The sequence below is a fragment of the Apilactobacillus waqarii genome, assembly GCF_019061205.1.
Lineage (GTDB): Bacteria > Bacillota > Bacilli > Lactobacillales > Lactobacillaceae > Apilactobacillus > Apilactobacillus waqarii.
This window is the reverse complement of sequence record NZ_JAHQYH010000003.1, coordinates 23,934-44,719: the sequence shown is the minus strand read 5'-3', so window position 1 is coordinate 44,719 and position 20,786 is coordinate 23,934. Positions and strand designations below refer to the sequence as shown.

The following is a 20,786-nucleotide window of genomic DNA, read 5'->3' as shown; positions in this document are numbered from 1 at the left end:
ATTTTTGCTTAGGCTTTTTTATTTACTTTAAATAGTTAATTGCAATTTGTTTATATAGACGTATGAATGAATAAAATGATTCTAAATCAACGTATTCATCCGTTTGATGCGCAGTGTCATTACCAGGGCCTAGGATGATAACATCAACGTCTTGATTGCGTTCCTTAAATTGAGAAGCATCGGTTCCCATTGATAACGTCTTCAAGTCAAGCTTATTCCCCAAAATTTCTTCACTGGCAGCTTGAGCAGCGTTGACAATTGATGAATCGGCATCGTTTTTGACCGGATAACCGCTGAAGTTTACCTCTAGTTGAAGGTTATAGCCATTCTTTTGGTTAAATGAATCAACCAATTCTTGCAAGTCAGCAATGATTTGATCGTTATTTAATTGTGGAATGGTTCTAACCATGACCTTTTGATAGGCAAAGTCCGGAATTGAGTTAACCTGTTTACCACCCTCAAAGATATCAGGTGTGTAGATAGTCTTACCCAAAATATCATCTTCACCGGTTTGTTTAGCAAAGTATTGCTTTTCTTCTTGGCGATAGTTGATAAGGTTATCAATCGCATCGATCCCTAATTCTGGAGTAGAACTGTGCGCTGCCTTTCCGACACTCTTAACGGTGTAAATAAGTGCTCCCTTGTGAGCATAGACAATATAATGGTGGTTTTGATTGCTTTGTCTTTGACCGGTTGGTTCACCAATCACGATTGCATCGACGTCATCAACATCCCCTCTTTTTGAAAGGAAGTTGGCCCCACCCTGAGTTAATTCTTCGGAGATGGTTGCTAGAAATCTTAGTTGACCGGATAAATCAGCATGTTCTTCTTTTAGTTCGATTAGTGCAATTACTTGGGCTGCTAGACCAGACTTCATGTCTGTCACACCACGACCATAAATATTACCTTCTTCGACGTATGGAATAAATGGATCGTGGGTCCAATCAGCCAAGTTGTTTTCGTGAACAGTATCCTCATGACCAGCAAAGGCCAAAACCTTTTTAGAAGAACTACCAATGTGAGCAACTAGATTACTTCTATTATCAAATTGGTCCACAATTTCACTTGCGATGCCGTGCTTCTTAAATAGTTGGCTTAAATAATCTGCGATGTCTTTTTCGTTGGCATCTACTGTATTAAAGGCAACTAAATCCTTTAATACCTGTAATTGTTCTTCTTTTTCCATTATTATCTACCCTCTTATTTTGCGTTTTCGTGATCAGTTAATCTGGCCAAGATATCACCGATAATTTGAATGACGAATACCAAAATCAAAATTAGGATTAATGATACAAAGGTAACGTCATTTTCATATCTTTGGTAACCAACCATGACGGCTAGGTTACCAAGTCCACCACCGGCAACGGTACCAGCCATTGCAGTTAAACTGATTAGACTAATTAATGTTACCACGGATGAACGGATAATTTTAGGTAATCCTTCCTTTAGATATACTCTAAAGACGATTCCCCACGTTGATGAACCCATGGCTTGGGCTGATTCAACGATTCCACTATCAACGTCTAATAGTGCGTTTTGCACTTGTCGAGCGTAGAAAGGAATTACGGCGATTACCAATGGAACGATACAAGCGGTGGTACCGATTGCAGTTCCAACGATAATTCTGGTAAATGGAGCAATCACAGCTAGTAGAATAATGAAGGGAATGGCACGGAATAAGTTCACAATCTTATCTAGGACTGTGTAGAAAGCAATGTTTTCACTGATTCCTTCTGGTCCAGTTAAGACTAGTAAAACACCGATAAACAAACCGATTATTCCACCAATTAGTGCTGTTACGAATGTCATATACAATGTTTCGATTGTGGCTTGTTCAAAGTCCGGAATCATTGTCATCATGTTTGGTAGGTAGTGTGTCAAAAATGAACTCATCTGCTATCCCTCCTTACTATTTCTGATTTTTTCTTGATCCAAATTGATGTTGGTTAAATGAACATCTTTTGCAGCAAGGTATTCTTTGATTTCTTTGATAGTTGATTCTTCAGCATCGATTTCGATAATCAAGTTACCTAATGGCACGTTTGAAATAAATTCAATGTTTCCATATACAATGTTAGCGACGGCACCAAACTTTTGGTACAAATCAACGATGATTGGTGTTTCAGTAGAAGCACCAATGTAATGCAATCTGAATAGTTGTTGGTTACGTGATAATTCAACGAAACGTTCTTGGGCGCTTAGTGTATTTACAGCTTCTCTAACGTTGTTGGTGGTGTCTATAAAGTCTTTGGTTAGCTGTGTCTTAGGATTACTGAAAACTTCTAAGATACTTCCCTTTTCGACAACCTTACCAGTATCCATGACGGCTACCTTATTACATAGTGACTTAACTACGTCCATTTCATGGGTAATTAAGACGATGGTAACGCCTAGTTCCTTGTTAATCTTCTTTAGTAATTGCAAGATTGCTTGCGTGGTCTTTGGGTCCAACGCACTGGTTGCTTCATCACTAATTAGGATTTGTGGGTTATTAGCCAAAGCTCTGGCAATTGCCACTCTTTGTTTTTGACCACCAGATAGTTGGGCTGGGTAGAATTTTTCCTTCCCATTTAGACCAACTAGATTGATCAAACGTTGAACACGTTGTTTTCTCTCTTCGTTTGAAGTCTTAGTTCCAACCATTGGGTATAGAATGTTGTCTTCAATTGTTCTGGCGTTCATTAAGTTAAAGTGTTGGAAAATAAACCCAATATTCTTTCTTAATTGACGAATTTGCGCATGGCTGAATTTATCAATATCTTTGTTATCGATAATCACCCTACCGGCACTTGGTTTTTGCAGGTGGTTAATTACTCGTACTAGAGTACTCTTACCAGCCCCTGAATAACCAACGATACCGTAAGCGTCACCCTTTTCAATTTGTAGCGATACGTCTTGTACCGCCTTTGAAACTTGGTGTTTTTGCTTAAAGGTGACATCGATGTGCTCTAGACTAATTTGTGCCATAGTTTCACCTCTACCTCTATTTTGTTTCTAACCCTTACTTGTTGAAGTTAATGTCCCATGCAGGAATGTTTTCACCTTTGTATAGTTTCTTTAAAAGATCCTTAGTAGCTTGAGTTTGGTAAGCCTTTACAACCTTCTTGTAGTACTTGTTGTTAGCATCACTCTTGTTAGCTGAAATGATGTTGATGTATGGGATTGAAGCCTTGTTTGTAGGTTCCTTGAATAAGATGTCCTTTGAACTTAGGTTTGAATCTAGAGCAAAGTTACCGTTAACAACAGCAGCATCTTCATCAGATAGAGCTCTTGGAGTTTGGGCAGCATCTAGAGGAACAATCTTTAGGTGCTTCTTGTTTTCAGTAATGTCACTTGGAGTTGGTAATTCAGTATTCTTTAGCTTGATTAGACCCGCACTAGCAAGTAGTTTTAGTCCACGAGCTTCGTTAGTAACATCGTTTGCAACAGCAACTGATGCGCCATCTTTTAGATCCTTTAGGCTTGAAACCTTCTTGGAGTATAAAGTTAGTGGTGAGAAGATAGTCTTACCAATAGCTACAATCTTAGTGTGGTGAGCTTTGTTCCAGTTGTCTTGGAATGCGTAGTTTTGGAATGCATTAATGTCTACTTCTTTGTTAGTTAAAGCATTGTTTGGTTGAGAGTAATCAGTGAATTGAACTAGTTGTAAATCAACGCCTTCTTTTTTAACACGTTGTTGAACAGCTTTCCAAACACGTGTGTCTCCACCCATGATACCAATCTTAACGGTGTGTCCTGAATCCTTACCACAACTTGCTAAAAGGGTTAGTGGTAAGACCAATAAAAATGTAAAAGCCAATAATAATTTCTTGTAATTCTTCTTCATAAGAATAACCTCCTAAAAAATATAAATGTATGTAACGGAATTTTTAACTTAGCCAACAAAAAAAACTCCGCTCCTAGATTAAATCTAGAAACGGAGTTCCGTGGTACCATTCTAATTCAGTGGAAGCTTGCACTCCCACCCTCAATAACGTCTATATAAACGCGTGCAATTAATAATGGTTGCCACCCCATCATCGCTTAATTATCAGCGATGCCAAATTACAGGCCATATTCATCATCTTCTGATTCATTCACTTTCAGCAAACGTGAACTCTCTGCGCAATCATTGGATAACTACTCTCCTGATCATCTTGTTTTATTCGTATCGGTTAAGTTGTTTTATATACTACACCCATTTTCTAATAATGCAACATATTTTTATCATTATTTTCTAATTTAATGTTTTCTTAATAAATAAAAAGGAGCCTAATCAAGGCTCCTTCAGTGTTTTATAGCAATCTTATATTCTGAGAAAATAGCAATTCAATGATTAGAATTAACACATCTACGGCTACAAAGAAACCGATGAATGCGAAAAATGTCAGACGAATGGCTTGTAGACGTTTCTTTAAAAGATCCCCGGTAAATTCACCATGTTTCTTTTCTAGACTAGGTAGTTTTAATCCTAGGAAGATGTAAATTGCTTCTAGTACAAATAATACGATGATTAAGTAGTTGTTGGCCATTTCTGGGAAGATGATGCTTAAAACAAACGCAGTCGCAACGATTGCTAAGATCACGTATTGACCAGTAACGACGTTTAACTTCTTTTCACCTGACTTAAATGCTTCGATTTGCTTCTTATCTCCGCCAAATGAATCAAGTGTCTTTTGGTTGATGGTCTTATTCAACTTGTGAATCTTTGGTAGTGTTTCATAGGCACCGAATAGTAATAGTGCGATTACAACAAAAAATAAAATTAAATAAATAACAGTATCCATTATCAGTCCTGCTTTCTTTATGTAATGACTTTATTATGTCATTTTTTATTTAATAAAAAAAGCTGAATGTTTCCATAACAGCTTTTCTTAATACTATCTTAAATATTTATCAAACCATTCATAGATGTCTGATAAACGTTTGATTCGAAGGTTTGGTAAACCGTTTCTTGAGAATCCGTGGAATGATTGTGGATAACGAATGTAATCCACAGTTGTTCCAGTTTGCTTAATCGCTGTGAATAATGCTTCACTTTGGTTAACTGGACAACGCATGTCGAATTCACCGTGTTGAATTCTAGTAGGTGTCTTGACGTTGTGGGCGTACTTCAATGGTGAGCAATCCCAGTAGTATTCCAATCCGCCCTCATCGTATAGATCCTTGCCAAGTTCTTTTCTGATAAAACGAACTCCGATGTCGGATGTTCCATATAATGAGTGCCAATCAGATACCGGACGTTGCACAATCGCAGCGTTGAAACGGTCGGTGTGACCGATTGCCCAACTGGACATGAATCCACCGTATGATCCACCGGCAATGAAGGTGTTTTGCTCATCTAGGTCGGCGAATTGACTTAAGGCAGCGTCTAGACCAGATTGCACGTCTGCAAAGTCTTCCTTACCATATCTACCAATGACGCCGGTTTCGAATTCTTGACCGTAACTGGTAGAACCACGTGGGTTGACGTAGACGACGGCATAACCGCGACTAGCTAGGACTTGGAATTCATGGAAGAAACTTTCACCGTAGTTAGCTTGTGGACCACCGTGGACGTATAGGATTACTGGAAGATGGTTGGAACTACCGGTGTACTTCAATACCCATCCCTCAACAGTAGTCTTACCGTCTTTGGACGGTGTTTCAAATGGTGTTACGTCAGCGTAGTCGTGTTGTGCTGAGAAGTTGGCGTTAGGTTCAAACTTCACGTCTAGTTGTTGATCAACTAGTTGGACTAATTGACTTGGGGTGGTTGGAGTTGAAAGACTGAAGTACACCTCACCATCGATGGCGGTTAAATCAACGACATGACAGTGACCTTCAAACAACGTGGTAATGTCGTGTCCGTTGTATTCAAAGACAACGCTGTGGCCGTGAGTCACACCACTAAAGACAAAGTTAGTGTCTGACATCCAAACTAAATGACTCCCTTCGTTTTGAATGAAGTCGGCGGTAATTGAGCCAAATACTTCCCCCTCGAATTCCTTGGTAACGTCGGTTAACTTGTCGCTTGATTCATCATAGATGTATAACTCGTTAACGGTTGCATTTGGATACTTGGCATCGTTTCCGACAACGGCAATCTTTTGTCCGTCTGGCGAATAACTAGCGTAGCTAAATTCACCTTTAGCGATACTTGATGTAACCTGCTTTTCAGTATCCTTGGTCAAATCAACATCGTAAACCGCCCTAGTTTCGTCTGATTCAGTTTCCAATGTCGGATTAGTTGGTTTGATTAACAATAAACGATTTTGTTTAGCGTTAGCATCTTGCAAACTCAAATCGTACTTAGAACTGTAGACCTCGTTTCTTTGGTTCATCTTAACATTGTATCGATAGATGGTGTCTGTAGCTTGATCATCGACCCAACCGATACCATCATGACGGTTGTCAAAACGGTGGACTCTTCTAGTTTCTGGGAATTTAGCAGTTTCAAACTTAGCTGGTACCTTGCTATCTGATGATTGGTAGAAAACGGTTTGGCCGTCTTTTCCACTAATCAGTTTGGATATCTTAGCATCCCTGGTAAGTTGTTCAGCACTACCACCTGATAGTGGCATCCTCATTAGGTCTCCATTATGTAGATAGACTAGGTAATCGCCCACTTGCACGGGATTTACGTTCTTACCACCGTCGGTCCATTTCTTTACTTCGTTCTTGTTGTTAATGCTGATAATATCAGCAAAATAGGTATTTTCTTGCTTGTCGACACGGTTTAACACAGCGAAAATATTTCCATTAATGGCAGTAACTTGTGTAATGGATTTCAATTCAAATAAGTCATTTGATTCTATTTTTTTATTCATTAACAACGCCTCTTTTCAATTTAAGTCTAGTATTAAGTTTTATCGGCACAAATGCAATAAAAAAGCCCTAACAATGTTAGGACTTTGTTGTTTTTTGGTTTTTAAATTGCTCGGTCATGACAAACGATGTTATTGGAATCGTGATGATAACACCGATTAGTGAGAACAAGATAATGATGAACTCGGCATCAAAGACCTTATCGTTTAAAATGTCACTCAATGAATAGGACAATCCGTGGAACCAGACAAATAATGATAATGAGCCACCGAATAATCCAAAGAATAAGGTATTCAATGTTGTTCCGATAATTTGTTTCCCGACATAGACCCCATCGAAGAACAAACGGTTTGGTTTGATATCCGGATGTTGTTCCTTAATTTCATCCAAACCAGACGCAATCGCCATGGTTGCTTCGGCAATCGCACCCAGCGTACTTAAGATGGCTGTGGAAATGGCAATATCGATAAAACTAATTCCGATTGGTAGAGATAGCCCTTCTAGGTCGTCACTATCTTCAAGTCCGAATCCTTGGACCTGTGCCCAGTGTTCGACTGGCACAATCAATAAGACAAGTGACAGTAATACCAATACTGAAGCGATGAACGCTAGTCGACTGGTCTCATCATTGGTTCCACTCAAGAAGATGGTCAATGCCAATAGGATCACTCCGGCAATCAAAGTGACGACGATTGGTGGGAAGTGAAATGCCATCAAGACAATCGCAAAGAATAAGAAACCAAAGTTAAACACCAAACTTAAAAATGATTGAAAACCTTGTTTACCTCCTACCAATACCATTAGTACTAATAGGACTAGCCCTAAAGCAATAATTGCACTCATTATTTACGCCTCTTTTCTGCAAAAAAACTGGTTAATCCACTGGCAACCGGAACTGCTAGAACAATTCCAATTCCACTGATTAGACTTTGTACCATCCCCAATGACATGTTCATTGAAAATGAGTATCCCCAACTATTTCCGTTCTTTAAGAATAGAAGTGTCATCGACAAAGTTTCGCCCATAAAGATGAAGAATAAGACGTTAATTAGGGGGCCCATGATCGACTTACCAATGTTTCGACCTGACAAGAATAGTTGTTTTCTTGAGACTTCAGGACGTTCCATTTTCAAAGCGAATAATGAAGAAATAATATCGGTAGATTCATCCATCACCGCCCCTAGAGAACCAATAATGGTTTCAGCTAGGAACAACGGACGTGGTGGCTGAGTGACGTATTGCATCGATTCGTAGAAGATGCCCCTTTCATGCGTGAATCGAAAGACAATCAAACTGATTAGAATCGACAAAAAGGTACATGCGACAGTCGAGCCTAAAGTCACAAACATCTGACGGTTCCAGCCAATTACCAACCAAAGGGTGATAGCTGAAAATAGCACCGCTAATATGGAGAAAATCCATAGGACGTTGGATCCGTTGTTAAAGCCGTCAAAGTATAGTGCCACCATGAATAAGATGGTATTAATGATGATACTTCCGATAGCAGTAATTCCCGCCATTTTAAGGAAGATAAACATCAAGGCGATTGCTAGATAAATCAAAAAGACGACCGGTGTGTCTCGTTTGGCATCTTTAATGGTGCTTTCGCCCTGTCCGTGTAGGACCACAAAGGCTTTTTGGCCGATTTTGTATTTCTTATCCATCGCCTTAGAGTCTGTATATGTATTGTTCAACGAGATATGTTCACCCTTATGTTTCCCGTTGGTGATTACCCCACTTAGTTTTTGTACATAACTGTGATCAACATTTTGAAAAGTATCGACTTCCTTAGTCTTACTAAGTTCTTCGACCTTTTGAATCTGCATAATTGGTTGAGTATATAAAAAGTCATCGTGACTGACAAAAAACATTAAAATTACCCCAATTAATGCAAAAATCCCCACCATTTTGATAGGAAATTTTTTCAATAAATTACCCAAAATAATTCCTTCTTAATTATCAAATTTTGAACCTAAAAATTCCAATTTAGGTCATTTTAACACACTTTAATTAAATAAATCTTAAATGGCTCCATCATGCAAGCTTATGCCGTTTAAAGCCGGCAAATCGGCATTTTGCGAATGTAACTTATTTGACACATAACATTTTTCTTTGTAATAATAGTACCTATGCTTTAAATAAACTACAATTTCAAGGAGGAAGATCATGACCAAAAAAGTTGAAGTTAAACATCTAACCAAGATTTTCGGTCGTCATGTTGGTCGTGCCAAAGAAATGATCAACGAAGGAAAATCCAAAGATGAAATTTTAGCTAAAACTAACAGCGTAGTTGGTGTTCACGATGCCAACTTCGATGTTAACGAAAATGAAATCTTTGTTATCATGGGACTTTCCGGTAGTGGTAAGTCTACTTTAATTAGAATGTTGAACCGTTTATACGAACCAACTGATGGTGAAATTCTATTAGACGGGGAAAGCATTACTAAATTCGATAAGAAAGAATTACGTGAATTTAGACGTAAGAAGATGAGTATGGTATTCCAAAACTTTGCTCTATTCCCTAACAGAACCATTATCGAAAACACCGCTTACGGTTTAGAAATCCAAGGAGTCGATAAAGAAACTAGACATCAAAAGGCACACGAATGCCTAGAACTAGTTGGCTTACACGGATATGATGATAGATACCCTAATGAATTATCTGGTGGACAACAACAACGTGTCGGATTAGCTCGTGGTTTAGCTAATGATCCAGAAATTCTATTGATGGATGAAGCATTCTCAGCATTGGATCCACTTAACAGAAAAGAAATGCAAGACGAATTGCTAGATTTACAATCACATCTAAAGAAGACTATCATCTTCATCTCACATGACCTAAACGAATCACTACGTATTGGTGACCGTATTATGATCATGCGTGATGGTGAAATTGTTCAAATCGGTTCACCAGAAGATATCTTACAACACCCTAAGAATGATTATGTTGAAAAATTCATTGAAGGTGTGGACAGAACTAAGATTCTTACTGCTAGCCGCGTTATGATTAGACCAGATGTTATCAACATCGAAAAAGACGGTCCAAGAACCGCTCTAAGATTAATGAAGGACAACCACAACTCAAGTGTTTACGTTGTTGATTCAGAACACCACTTCAAGGGATTAATTGATGCTAAGGATGTTATCAAGCAAATCGAAGATGACAAACGTGACTTAGAATCAATCCTTAGAACCGACGTTCCAACAACTACACCTGATACACCTATCAAGTCACTATTAAACGACATTTCCAAGACTTCAGTACCATTCGCGGTATTGGATGACAATGATCGACTACTAGGAATTATCATTAGAAGTTCCGTATTAGGCGCAATTTCTGGAAACGAGGTGCAAAATAATGGCTAATTTATTTTCTTTAACTATGCAACCAATTCCATTTGCTGACTGGGTTAACAATTTTGTTAACTGGTTAACTCAATTCGTTGGTTTCTTCAACGGTATCACTGATTTCATCGGTGCAATCGTTAACTCATTCCAATGGGTATTTGATTTACTACCCGTTTGGTTATTCATCATATTAGTTCTAGGTATTACTTACTGGGCATTACATGACAGTAAGCACTGGGGACTAATGGTCTTTGAACTTATTGGTCTTGTATTAATTTACAACCAAGGTTACTGGAGAGATATGACTCAAACATTAACACTAGTTCTTACTTCTAGTTTAATCATCGTTGTTATCGGTATTCCTTTGGGAATCTGGATGGCAAAGAGTCACACTGTTAAGGTAATCGTTAAACCAATCCTAGACTTTATGCAAACAATGCCTGCATTCGTTTACCTAATTCCTGCCGTTGCTTTATTCGGGATCGGAATGGTACCCGGAGTTATTGCTTCTGTTATCTTCTCACTACCTCCAGTAGTTAGAATGACTAACCTAGGAATTGAACAAGTTCCTACTGATTTAATTGAAGCTGCCGATTCATTCGGTTCAACTGGTTGGCAAAAACTAATCAAGGTTGAATTACCAATTGCTAAGAACACATTAATGTCTGGTGTTAACCAAGGTATGATGCTCGCTCTATCAATGGTAGTTATCGCTTCAATGATTGGTGCTGTTGGTCTTGGTTCAGAAGTTTACTTCGCCGTAGGTAGAAACAACGCTGGTTCTGGTTTCACTGCTGGTTTTGCAATCGTAATCCTAGCAATCATCCTAGACCGTGTTACTCAAGCCTTTAACAAGAACAAAAAACACTAATTAGGAGGATTTAAATGAGAAAGAAAACTAGATATGTTTTAGCAACATTAACCATGTTTCTTATGGCAACAGTTCTAACTGCTTGTAGTAGTTTAACTTCTCCATACAATCCTCATAAGAAGTTAGGTCCTCAAATCAACTACACCATTACTGGTATTGATGCCGGGGCTGGTATTATGGCTTCTACACAAAATGCGTTAAAGGAATATCCTTTAGCTCAAAACAAGTGGCAACTACAAACTAGTTCAACTGCTGCAATGACTTCTACATTAGCTAAAGCAATTAAGTACAAACAACCAATCGTAGTTACCGGATGGCAACCACACTGGATGTTCAAGAAGTTCCCTCTTAAGTTCCTAAAGGATCCTAAGAATGTTTACGGTTCTTCAGAACAAATCCACACAATTGCTAGAAAGGGTCTAGCCAAGGATAATCCTGGTGCTTACAAGATTCTAAAGCAATTCCACTGGACTCCATCTCAAATGTCAGACGTGATGCTACAAACTAATGCTGGTGTTGATCCTAAGGTTGCTGCTGATAACTTTATCAAGAAGAACCCTAAGTTATACCAAGAATGGACTAAGGGTGCTCCTCGTGGTAACGGTAAAGCAGTTAAATTAACTTACGTTGCTTGGGATTCAGAAATCGCATCAACTAATGTGATGGCTGAAGTTCTAAACAAGATGGGTTATAAGGCAACTATCCAAGCACTAGAAATGCAACCAATGTGGGCATCAATTGCAACTAACGCTGCTGATGCTTCACTATCAGCTTGGTTACCTAACACTGCCGGTTTATATTTGAAACAATACAAGGATAAAATCGACGATGTTGGTCCAAACTTGAATGGTGCTAAGGTTGGATTGGCTGTTCCTAAGTACATGAAGAACATCAACTCAATCGAAGATTTAATCAACAAATAATAATAAAGAAAAGCTATTCTATTAACTTTAGAATAGCTTTTTTATATACTAGGGATATAGCAAAACAATAAACGTAAATGAGGTGTCAAAATGAGTAATGACAAGATTAACGAATCACTAATAAAAGACGACTTCTATCAAGCCGTTAACGGTGAATGGGTTAAGAATGCAACCATTCCTTCAGATCACTCTTCAACCGGTGGTTTCATGGACTTAGTCGATAACATCGACAAAACTTTAATGAATGACTTTGACGCCCTACTTGATGGATCAATGCAACCATCAAATGACGATATGCAAGAATTCAAGAAGTTATACGATTTAGCAATGGACTTTGATAAGCGTGAACAAGATGGTGCCAAACCACTTAAACCTACCCTTCAAAGAATCGAAGACGTTAAATCATTCGACGATTTAAACCAACAACTAGCTGATTGGACCTTGTCTGGTTTACCCCTACCTTTTGGTTTCGGCATTGAAGCAGACATGAAGAACGCCAAGTACAACGCATTGTACGCAAGCGGTGCTTCAACCTTCCTACCAGATAAGACATACTATGATAAACAAAACCCGGCTAGTGCCAAGTTAATGCCAGTCTTTCGTGACATGGTGAAAAAGCTATTAACCATGGTTGGATACGACGAACAACAAGCTAAAAACATCGTCGATGCCGCTGAAGATTTTGATAGAACAATTGCACCACACATCAAGTCAGCCGAAGAAAATGCCGACTTCACTAAGATGTACAACCCAATGAGCTACAACGACTTATCTAGTCAAATCAACAAGTTTGATATGGATAACTACGTGACTGGTCTAATTGGCCAAGTTCCAGATCAAGTCATCGTAACTGAACCAGACTACTTCAAGGCATTCAATGAAATCGTCAATGACGATACATTCTACAAAATGAAGAATTGGATGATTGTGAAGGTCGTTAAAGGTTCAGCTGGACTACTATCAGAAGAATTCCGTCAAATTGGTGGGACTTTCTCACGTACCCTTTCAGGTAAGAAGGAAGCTACTAAACCCAAGAAGGCCGCTTACTACCTATCATCTGGTTTATTCGACCAAGTTGTTGGTGACTACTACGGTCGCAAATACTTCGGTGAAAAGGCAAAACAAGACGTCCACGACATGGTTGTTAAAATGATTAACGTTTACGAAAAGCGTCTATCACAAAACGACTGGTTGAGTGAAGATACCAAGAAGATGGCAATCACTAAGCTAAATGCCCTAGCAATTCACGTTGGTTATCCTGATGAAATTAATCCTTTATATCACCAATTCAAGGTAGTTGGTAAGGAAGATGGCGGTGATTTATACACTAACGTTGAAAACATCGACAAGATTATCACTAAGGATAAGTTCAGCAAGTGGAACCAACCCGTTGATAAGAGCATCTGGGACATGAGTGCTAACACAGTTAACGCTTACTATTCACCTCTAGAAAATGTGATTGTCTTCCCTGCTGCCATCCTACAAGCACCTTTCTACAGTCTAGAACAATCATCAAGTCAAAACTTCGGTGGTATTGGTGCCGTTATCGCCCATGAAATCTCTCATGCGTTTGATAACAACGGTTGTCAATTCGACCAATACGGTAACCTAAACAACTGGTGGACCGAAGATGATCACAAACACTTCGATGCATTAGCCGAAAACATGATTAAGGAATTCGATGGGTTAGACTTTGCCGGCCAAAAAGTTAATGGTAAGTTGACCGTTTCTGAAAACATCGCCGATGCCGGTGGTTTAAGCTGTGCCCTAGAAGCTGCCAAGGGCGAATCAGACGTGAACCTACGTGACTTCTTCATCAACTGGGCAACTATCTGGCGTACAAAATCAACTGAACAATACAAACAATTACTACTATCAATCGATGTGCACGCTCCAACTGAACTAAGAGCACAAGTTCAAGTGAAGAACCTAGAAGACTTCTACAAGACCTTTGACGTTCAACCCGGGGACGGAATGTACCTACCTGAAGATAAACGAGTAAATATTTGGTAATAAAAAGACCTGACATACGTCAGGCCTTTTTATTTTGGTTTTATTTCTTAGTGTTCTTAAGCATTAATGCCATTGCTAAACCGAATAGTTCGATGACAAAGAATGTAATGAAGACGACATGGAAACCACCCATTTGGGCGATTGCATGACTCATTCCCTTAGCAATGTTGTTGTTCATCACGTTAGATAAAATCAAGGTAGCAACCAAGACACCGGTTGATCCAAGAATTTGTCTAAATGTTGAGATAACCGCAGTCCCATCTGAAATTAAATCATTGGGTAATGAGTTAGCACCCATTGTAACAGCTGGCATCATGACAAAGGCGTTTCCACCTTCGATGATTGCTGCAATTACCATCATTGGAACTAGACCCAATGTGGCACCGGTGATGCTCAATACTAACCATCCGGCTAGAATCATGAACATCCCTGTTAGCATTGTTGATTTAAAACCAATCTTATCTGCTAACTTACCAGTTAATGGGTTTAATAAACTTAATACGATGGCACCAGGAGCTAGTGCTAAACCAGAAACGGTCTTGCTTACTCCCAATACGTCTTGGTAGTAAAGTGGGAAAATGATTGTAACAACAATCAAAGCAATGTATGAAGCACCTGTTAAACCGACTGATAGGTCGTAGTTAAAGTCCTTCAATACTCTCAATTGTAGTAATGGTTGATCCATCTTGAATTGACGAATTGCAAACATCGCAACCATTAAGATACTTACAACCAAGATAATAATGGCTTCTGTCAAATCAATGTTGGTCTTACCAATCATGTTAACCACGTATAGGATCCCAATCAAACCTACTGATAGTATCACTGATGGGAAGTCTAGGTGACTTTCCTTTTGTGGCATGACATTTTTAATTGCAAATAGTGAAATCACAAATAAAACAGAAATGATAACGGCAAAGACGATGAATAATCCACGCCATGCTGAGAAGTGGAGAACGATTGCTGAAAGAATTGGACCACAAGCAAGTGCTGAACCCATGATTAGGCCAGCAAATCCCATGGTAGTCCCCCTTTTTTCTTCCGGTGTAATGTATAACAACACTGATTGGTATGATGGGAACAAAATACCAACAGCGATTGCTTCCATTGCACGACCTAACATCATCACTGGGAAGTTAGGTGCAACTACCACAATCAAAGTTCCGATATCAAAAATTGCTAAAATCAATAAGAATAATTGCTTAAACTTAACGTTGTTAAGTAACCATGGACTAACCGGCATCATGACACACATGATTAGCATAAATCCGGTAGTTAACCATTGAACAGTCGAAGCATCAATTCCAAATGAGCTCATTAAGGTAGGATAAGCAGTTGAAATTGATGATTGGCTCATTGACATTGTAAAACTACCCAAAAGTAATACAATGACGAACAAAAAACGATTGTATGGCTTACCATTTAAATCGTAATTCTTCAAAACCTTCATCTCCTAATTTAGAATCATTATAAATTAATACTTTTTCTATTTTATCGATTTAGGTTTAATAAGTAAACTATTTTGCTTTGCTTAATTTTCGTCGAACAAGAATCTAGCGATGATATGATCAACGAAGATGTTGTGGTGCAAACGACTGTGTTGACCATTGACCCCATTAACTGGGATTTCTTCGTAGTTCTTAGCACGTTTACCAATCAAGTACTTCAAGGACTTCACTGAAGCAACTGATACAACACCGTCTGAATCTTGTTTTGAATTATCGTTTCCGTAGATGTTTAGTACTGATACATCCTTAGGGAAGTTCTTACAATCATTTAATAGTGTTTGATATGATGGGAACCACTTGTTTGATTCTGAGTAAATCATTGGTTTACCTTGTGAATCAACGTAATTATCTGTTCCCATGCTACTTAACTTAATGACCCCGTCATATGGTCCGGCGATTGAAACAAACTTTTGTAGTTTTGGCATGTCTTCATCTTTATCGTACTTAGCAGCTGTATCTAAAATAGTAACGGCCCCGGTAGAGTGACCAACAGCGTTGTAGTACTTAAATCCATAGTGATCTCTTAGTCTCAATAGGATTTCGTGTAGCCAGCTAACTTGTTTATCAACTGGTGTGAACTTCTTTTGGAAAATAACTTGAATAATTGGCTTTCTGGTATTTAATTGAAGTTTTCCTTTGTAATCAATCTTACCGTTCTTATCCACTAAGATGACTAATGAACGGTTACCTCCATCACGTGATGCAATTGTTGCCAAGTGGTTAGTAGATCTTCGAGATCCACCCAAACCATGGACGTACAATGTTGGTGTGTTTTGACCACCTCTAGATGATCGAGACATTAATAAGTTGTCACTTCTAATCGCGAAGAAAACTGCGAAAAATGCGACAATCAATGTCACAATAATCAAAATAATATTGGTCTTAGCTGTTTTACTCAAGATGATTCCCCTCTCTTTTCTTCTACTCTCTATCATACTAGAAAATTACAAAATTTACATCCATAATTATGTGCATTAATTAGCCAAATCTAGTAATTTGTAGTAGATTATAGGTATAGACTAAATATGAACGAATAAAGGAGAATTTATTTTGATTACACTTAAATCACCACGCGAAATCGAAATGATGGCCAAATCCGGTGAAGTCTTAGCTGGTGTTCACCTTGGCTTACGTGACATGATCAAACCGGGTCTAGACACTTGGGAAATCGAAGAATTTGCTGACAAATATATCACCGAACATGGTGCAAAGGCGTCAGAAAAAGGTTTTGAAGGCTACAAGTTTGCTACTTGTGTTTCAGTTAACGACGAAGTAGCTCATGGAATTCCACGTAAGGGTCTAAAACTTAAAGATGGTGACATTGTTAAGGTTGATATGACAGTTAACAAAGATGGTTTTGAAAGCGATTCTTGCTGGACTTATGCAGTTGGAAACATTTCAGAAGAAGACCAAAAGCTAATGGACGTATGTAAGGAAGCTCTATACCGTGGTATTGACCAAGCAGTTGTTGGTAACCGTTTAGGTGATATTGGTTTTGCTTGCCAAGACTTCATCGAAAACCAAAACCACATGGGTGACGTTCGTGAACTAATCGGTCACGGAATTCAACCTACTATGCATGAACAACCAAACGTTCCTGCATACGGTGAACCTGGTAAGGGTCTACGTCTAAAGGAAGGTATGACCATTACCATCGAACCAATGGTTAATCTAGGAACTTGGGAAATCACTGACAGATACGATGCCAAGGATGACTGGACTTACTACGTATCATCAGATGGTACTAACTCAGCTCAATACGAACACACCATTGCTATTACCAAAGATGGTCCAAAGATTCTAACCTCTCAAGGCGACGACATCGACGAAAAGTACAAACTATAATAAATAAAAAAACCTCGTAAGATAATTCTTACGGGGTTTTTATTTTGGTTGAATTAGTTCAAACCGTTAACGCAGTATTCAGGCTTTTCACCCTTTAGCACGTGGTTTACTTCACTACTTGCCATGTTAGAAATCTTAGTAAATGATTCCACTGAGAATCCTGAGTTATGTGGAGTCATGAAGACGTTTGGTAGTTTTCTTAGTTCACTGTCCATTGGAAGTGGTTCTTTCTCGAACACATCTAGACCTGCTCCGGCGATTTCACCGGACTTTAAGGCTTCGATCATGTCTTGTTCGTTAATCACTGCACCTCTGGCAAAGTTAACGATAAATGCTGATTTTTTCATCATCTTGAATGTGTCTTTGTTAACAGAACCGATAGTTCCCTTCACTGCTGGTAGATGTAGTGAAACGAAATCAGAACGTTTGAATAGTTCATCCCATTCAACAAATTCACCGTATTCAGAAGTTTTAGGGCTTCTGTTCCAGATTAATGTCTTAACGCCGAAACCTGAAAGCATCTTGGCAGCTTGTTGACCAATGTTTCCATAACCAACAATCCCAATTGTCTTACCCTTAATATCGTGTGATGGGTGATGGAATGCGTATGAGTCATCACCTTCATGCATTTTTTGAGAAACTGTGTATAGATTCTTAGATAAAATTAAAATATCGGTAACGGCACATTCAGCAACTGCCACTTCATTTCCACCAGGTGTGTTGGTAACGTAAATTCCACGTTCCTTACAGTGGTTTAAATCGACATTATCGTATCCCACACCAAAACGTGCGATAACCTTTAGGTTAGGCATTTGGTCGATAGTGTCATTGCTTAATGGAGTCGCATTAAGCACCATTCCATCAGCATCTTTGTGTTGAAGTAGAGAGTCTGCGTATTGATCTTCTAATTCCACTACTTCAAAGCCATAATCCCTAAGTGGTTCGCCTAAATAATGAGCAAATTCTTTAGGAATAATTACTTTTTTAGCCATTTTCTCTTCAACTCCTCATTTTTTATAACATATAAATATTATCACAAAAAAAGCCACTACATGGATTTTTTATATCCATTAGTGGCTTTTAGAGACTTTAATGTCTATTAATTGTGTTTTTTGGCCATAGGATTAGTTTACCCTTAATGGCACTCTTTCGTTCAACAGTAACTGGTTTCTTCCCACGACGTGGTGTCCATCTGGGATTTCTAATTACGGTAGGATCATTTTTAATCATCTTAAAGACTGACATAATGATCAAGATGCAGACGAACATCAATGGGAAACCGGCTAAGGTACAGAACGTTTGAACTGTCTCAAATCCCCCAACGACAACTAAACTGAATGAGAATAGGATAAATACAACTACCCAGGTCATTCTGTTAACACGACTAGGTTCTTTACCAGGACCAAGTGGCAGACTGGTAAATGAAGAAAGCACGAATGCTGACGATGAAATCGTGGTTGCCAAGAAGATGAAACAGGAAATAAAGTAAAATGCAAACATGACATACTTCATAGGTAAGGTTCCAAGAACGGCTGAAATCACAGCGGCTTGCCCTTGCGTATTTAAGATATGAGTTAAATTCAATGTTCCGGTCTTTTGTAGCCATAGTGAGTAACCACCAAAGACGGCATAAAAACTCATGCATCCCAAAGCACCATAGGTAAGCATCCCCATGACGATCTGTCTGATTGTGCGTCCCTTGGAAATCTTAGCAATGAATAGTCCCATAAATGGCATGTATGATAACCACCAACCCCAATAGAAAATGGTTTCTTGTTGGGCAATACCAGGACGACCGTTTGGCACGGTATTCATACTCATTGGAATGAATTTTTGAATCAATAATCCGACACTGTTTGTTTCTGAATTTAGAATGTATACGGTTGGACCAACTAGCAAGACGATTGCTAGGAAAATAATAGCGGTCCAGATGTGGGCATTACTTAACTTATCAATTCCACCATTTAGTCCCTTAAAGACAGTTAATGCAAAGATAATAAATAATACCAAAAATAATCCTAGCTTCATATTTAGATTGTCAGGAATTCCGGTTAAAGAACTTAGAACTTTGGAAATGATTGGGATTTCCAAACCTACGGAGGCTCCTACCCCTCCCATGATTCCAAATACTACTAGTAGGTTTACGATTTTTCTGGCAATGCTTTGCCAAAGTTTTTCACCATCTAAGATGGTAATCGCATCGCTTAGAGATTGAATTTTGCGTTTCTTGTTATACATCATATAACCAATAGCAATCGTGGGTGCCGCAAACATCAACCAAGCCATTGGACCCCAATCATATTGACCATACATGTGAGCTAAATTGTAAGCAGTCACTGAGTATGGTTTAACAGATCCTTCTGGATGTTGAACGTATCTCAATGGATCCACCATGCTAAGCATTAGAATACTGGCATCGATGGCGGTCGCAAAGACCATTGAACCCCATTGGAAGTTCTTGTACACCGGCTTATCCGTTGGTTCACCCAAACGAATATTGCCATACTTTGATAACATCAAATATACAAAAAACAAGAAATTGATGATGTAAATCCACATGTACCCCCAACCCATATTACTGGTTACCCAGTTCAATACGTTGTTAAGAAGTCCTTGTAGTGAAGAACCACCAATTATCAAAAATACTGAAACCCCTAAAAATAATACGACAGTAGGAATAAAGACGAGCTTGTCGATATTTTTACTTTTAAAAATAATAATCCTCCTCTGAGATTAAACACAAAAAGCTGCACAAATAAGTGATTCGTATATAACGAATGACCATCTGCACAGCTTTTCTAAGGTTATACAAATTAAATTCGAATTATTTTTGCATTTCAATTATATTATACACAAATAACAATTTATGTAAAATGTGGCCGCACGGGCGTTTGAAAAGCATATTTTAATTCCTATTTGACCGTTTTAATAACACGAGCTGGATTACCAACAATGACCACATTGTCCCCAAATGATTTGGTGACAACTGATCCAGCACCTACGACAACATTTTCACCCAATGTAACACCGGGCAATACAGTCACATGTCCTCCTAGCCAGCAATTATCACCGATGGTAATTGGTTTTCCCATTTCAACATCGGCCTTTCTTTGGTCCGGATCCAATGGATGTACCGGTGTGTACAATCCAACGTCTGGACCGAAGTAACAATGATCTCCAATTGTGATTGGGCATGTGTCCAACAATGTTAAGTGGTAGTTGGCATAAAAGTCGTCTCCGACATGAATATTGTATCCATAATCAAATTCAACGCCGGTTTCAATCCATAGATTCTTACCACTATCTCCAAGTAACTTGGCTAATCGTTGGTTTTGTTCTTTATTATCTGATAGTGAATTAATGGCGCTTAACTCTTTTCTAACAACACTACGTCTTTGTTGTAACTCTTCATCGTATTGTTGATAAGGTTCTCCTGCCGTCATTTTTTCACGTTCTGTTTTCATATTTTGCCAGCTTTCATAACTTATTCAA

At 38.6% G+C, this 20,786-nt stretch carries 18 protein-coding genes and 1 other annotated feature; of the genes, 5 read left to right on the top strand and 13 right to left on the bottom strand.

Annotation, left to right across the window (positions count from 1 at the left end; translation table 11 throughout):
• Positions 1 to 22 precede the first annotated feature (22 nt).
• The 8 genes from KTJ72_RS02690 to KTJ72_RS02655 form a co-directional block, all read right to left on the bottom strand.
• Entirely contained in the window at positions 23 to 1,186 is a 1,164-nt protein-coding gene (locus KTJ72_RS02690; protein ID WP_217304084.1) for an ArgE/DapE family deacylase, read from the bottom strand.
• Positions 1,187 to 1,200: 14 nt separating this feature from the next.
• Positions 1,201 to 1,893 (bottom strand): methionine ABC transporter permease, encoded by a 693-nt coding sequence (locus KTJ72_RS02685; protein WP_217304083.1) that lies wholly within the window; start codon positions 1,891 to 1,893, stop codon positions 1,201 to 1,203.
• Positions 1,894 to 1,896: 3 nt separating this feature from the next.
• Positions 1,897 to 2,967 (bottom strand): methionine ABC transporter ATP-binding protein, encoded by a 1,071-nt coding sequence (locus KTJ72_RS02680; RefSeq protein WP_217304082.1) that lies wholly within the window; start codon positions 2,965 to 2,967, stop codon positions 1,897 to 1,899.
• A gap of 34 nt (positions 2,968 to 3,001) precedes the next feature.
• Positions 3,002 to 3,826 carry a MetQ/NlpA family ABC transporter substrate-binding protein gene (locus tag KTJ72_RS02675; protein WP_041153035.1) on the bottom strand — a complete coding sequence of 275 codons (825 nt, stop codon included), beginning with the start codon at positions 3,824 to 3,826 and terminating at the stop codon, positions 3,002 to 3,004.
• Between the two features lie 83 nt (positions 3,827 to 3,909).
• Positions 3,910 to 4,144, bottom strand: a binding site (T-box leader).
• A gap of 130 nt (positions 4,145 to 4,274) precedes the next feature.
• A complete protein-coding gene (locus KTJ72_RS02670; protein ID WP_217304081.1) occupies positions 4,275 to 4,766 on the bottom strand; it encodes a hypothetical protein in 492 nt (163 codons plus the stop codon).
• A gap of 93 nt (positions 4,767 to 4,859) precedes the next feature.
• Positions 4,860 to 6,788: a S9 family peptidase gene (locus tag KTJ72_RS02665; RefSeq protein ID WP_217304080.1), complete on the bottom strand. Its 1,929-nt coding sequence runs from the start codon at positions 6,786 to 6,788 to the stop codon at positions 4,860 to 4,862.
• Between the two features lie 76 nt (positions 6,789 to 6,864).
• Positions 6,865 to 7,629 carry a YibE/F family protein gene (locus KTJ72_RS02660; RefSeq protein ID WP_217304079.1) on the bottom strand — a complete coding sequence of 255 codons (765 nt, stop codon included), beginning with the start codon at positions 7,627 to 7,629 and terminating at the stop codon, positions 6,865 to 6,867.
• Positions 7,629 to 8,657: a YibE/F family protein gene (locus KTJ72_RS02655; RefSeq protein ID WP_249419544.1), complete on the bottom strand. Its 1,029-nt coding sequence runs from the start codon at positions 8,655 to 8,657 to the stop codon at positions 7,629 to 7,631. Before KTJ72_RS02655 ends, KTJ72_RS02660 begins: the two co-directional genes overlap by 1 nt.
• A gap of 295 nt (positions 8,658 to 8,952) precedes the next feature.
• Between KTJ72_RS02655 and KTJ72_RS02650 the strand changes: the two genes are divergently transcribed.
• The 4 genes from KTJ72_RS02650 to KTJ72_RS02635 all read left to right on the top strand — a co-directional run bounded on the left by KTJ72_RS02650 (position 8,953) and on the right by KTJ72_RS02635 (position 13,941).
• Positions 8,953 to 10,152 (top strand): quaternary amine ABC transporter ATP-binding protein, encoded by a 1,200-nt coding sequence (locus tag KTJ72_RS02650; protein ID WP_041153039.1) that lies wholly within the window; start codon positions 8,953 to 8,955, stop codon positions 10,150 to 10,152.
• Positions 10,145 to 11,005, top strand: coding sequence for an ABC transporter permease (locus KTJ72_RS02645; protein ID WP_094751065.1), 861 nt, complete (start codon positions 10,145 to 10,147; stop codon positions 11,003 to 11,005). Before KTJ72_RS02650 ends, KTJ72_RS02645 begins: the two co-directional genes overlap by 8 nt.
• A gap of 14 nt (positions 11,006 to 11,019) precedes the next feature.
• Entirely contained in the window at positions 11,020 to 11,928 is a 909-nt protein-coding gene (locus KTJ72_RS02640; RefSeq protein WP_034535062.1) for a glycine betaine ABC transporter substrate-binding protein, read from the top strand.
• A 90-nt stretch (positions 11,929 to 12,018) separates the two neighbouring features.
• The gene (locus KTJ72_RS02635; protein WP_094751067.1) at positions 12,019 to 13,941 is read left to right on the top strand and encodes a M13 family metallopeptidase; all 1,923 of its coding nucleotides are present in this window, start codon (positions 12,019 to 12,021) and stop codon (positions 13,939 to 13,941) included.
• A 40-nt stretch (positions 13,942 to 13,981) separates the two neighbouring features.
• On the opposite strand, the gene KTJ72_RS02630 is transcribed toward KTJ72_RS02635, so the two are convergent.
• Together KTJ72_RS02630 and KTJ72_RS02625 are read right to left on the bottom strand one after the other, a co-directional pair.
• Positions 13,982 to 15,382, bottom strand: coding sequence for an MFS transporter (locus tag KTJ72_RS02630; RefSeq protein WP_371416559.1), 1,401 nt, complete (start codon positions 15,380 to 15,382; stop codon positions 13,982 to 13,984).
• A 90-nt stretch (positions 15,383 to 15,472) separates the two neighbouring features.
• Complete coding sequence (locus tag KTJ72_RS02625) at positions 15,473 to 16,384, bottom strand: alpha/beta hydrolase (protein WP_094751068.1); 912 nt, start codon at positions 16,382 to 16,384, stop codon at positions 15,473 to 15,475.
• Between the two features lie 115 nt (positions 16,385 to 16,499).
• On the opposite strand from KTJ72_RS02625, the gene map reads away from it, so the two are divergent.
• Positions 16,500 to 17,294, top strand: a complete 795-nt coding sequence (gene map / locus KTJ72_RS02620) for a type I methionyl aminopeptidase (RefSeq protein ID WP_054608424.1) — start codon at positions 16,500 to 16,502, stop codon at positions 17,292 to 17,294.
• A gap of 53 nt (positions 17,295 to 17,347) precedes the next feature.
• Here the strand turns inward: map and KTJ72_RS02615 are convergent, their stop codons facing one another.
• From KTJ72_RS02615 to KTJ72_RS02605, 3 genes are all read right to left on the bottom strand, one after another.
• A complete protein-coding gene (locus KTJ72_RS02615) occupies positions 17,348 to 18,286 on the bottom strand; it encodes a phosphoglycerate dehydrogenase (RefSeq protein ID WP_041153048.1) in 939 nt (312 codons plus the stop codon).
• A gap of 97 nt (positions 18,287 to 18,383) precedes the next feature.
• On the bottom strand, positions 18,384 to 19,973 hold the full coding sequence (locus tag KTJ72_RS02610) for a BCCT family transporter (RefSeq protein WP_041153049.1): 1,590 nt from the start codon (positions 19,971 to 19,973) through the stop codon (positions 18,384 to 18,386).
• A 233-nt stretch (positions 19,974 to 20,206) separates the two neighbouring features.
• On the bottom strand, positions 20,207 to 20,758 hold the full coding sequence (locus tag KTJ72_RS02605) for a sugar O-acetyltransferase (RefSeq protein WP_053792034.1): 552 nt from the start codon (positions 20,756 to 20,758) through the stop codon (positions 20,207 to 20,209).
• Positions 20,759 to 20,786 lie beyond the last annotated feature (28 nt).

What these genes read in the sequence shown, in the direction of transcription:
- KTJ72_RS02680 (WP_217304082.1), bottom strand. Translation starts at nt 2,967, where the DNA reads ATGGCACAAATTAGTCTAGAGCACATCGATGTCACCTTTAAGCAAAAA.
- KTJ72_RS02670 (WP_217304081.1), bottom strand. Translation starts at nt 4,766, where the DNA reads ATGGATACTGTTATTTATTTAATTTTATTTTTTGTTGTAATCGCACTA.
- KTJ72_RS02675 (WP_041153035.1), bottom strand. Translation starts at nt 3,826, where the DNA reads ATGAAGAAGAATTACAAGAAATTATTATTGGCTTTTACATTTTTATTG.
- KTJ72_RS02660 (WP_217304079.1), bottom strand. Translation starts at nt 7,629, where the DNA reads ATGAGTGCAATTATTGCTTTAGGGCTAGTCCTATTAGTACTAATGGTA.
- KTJ72_RS02615 (WP_041153048.1), bottom strand. Translation starts at nt 18,286, where the DNA reads ATGGCTAAAAAAGTAATTATTCCTAAAGAATTTGCTCATTATTTAGGC.
- KTJ72_RS02655 (WP_249419544.1), bottom strand. Translation starts at nt 8,657, where the DNA reads ATGTTTTTTGTCAGTCACGATGACTTTTTATATACTCAACCAATTATG.
- KTJ72_RS02685 (WP_217304083.1), bottom strand. Translation starts at nt 1,893, where the DNA reads ATGAGTTCATTTTTGACACACTACCTACCAAACATGATGACAATGATT.
- KTJ72_RS02605 (WP_053792034.1), bottom strand. Translation starts at nt 20,758, where the DNA reads ATGAAAACAGAACGTGAAAAAATGACGGCAGGAGAACCTTATCAACAA.
- KTJ72_RS02665 (WP_217304080.1), bottom strand. Translation starts at nt 6,788, where the DNA reads ATGAATAAAAAAATAGAATCAAATGACTTATTTGAATTGAAATCCATT.
- KTJ72_RS02650 (WP_041153039.1), top strand. Translation starts at nt 8,953, where the DNA reads ATGACCAAAAAAGTTGAAGTTAAACATCTAACCAAGATTTTCGGTCGT.
- KTJ72_RS02690 (WP_217304084.1), bottom strand. Translation starts at nt 1,186, where the DNA reads ATGGAAAAAGAAGAACAATTACAGGTATTAAAGGATTTAGTTGCCTTT.
- KTJ72_RS02640 (WP_034535062.1), top strand. Translation starts at nt 11,020, where the DNA reads ATGAGAAAGAAAACTAGATATGTTTTAGCAACATTAACCATGTTTCTT.
- KTJ72_RS02645 (WP_094751065.1), top strand. Translation starts at nt 10,145, where the DNA reads ATGGCTAATTTATTTTCTTTAACTATGCAACCAATTCCATTTGCTGAC.
- KTJ72_RS02625 (WP_094751068.1), bottom strand. Translation starts at nt 16,384, where the DNA reads ATGATAGAGAGTAGAAGAAAAGAGAGGGGAATCATCTTGAGTAAAACA.
- KTJ72_RS02635 (WP_094751067.1), top strand. Translation starts at nt 12,019, where the DNA reads ATGAGTAATGACAAGATTAACGAATCACTAATAAAAGACGACTTCTAT.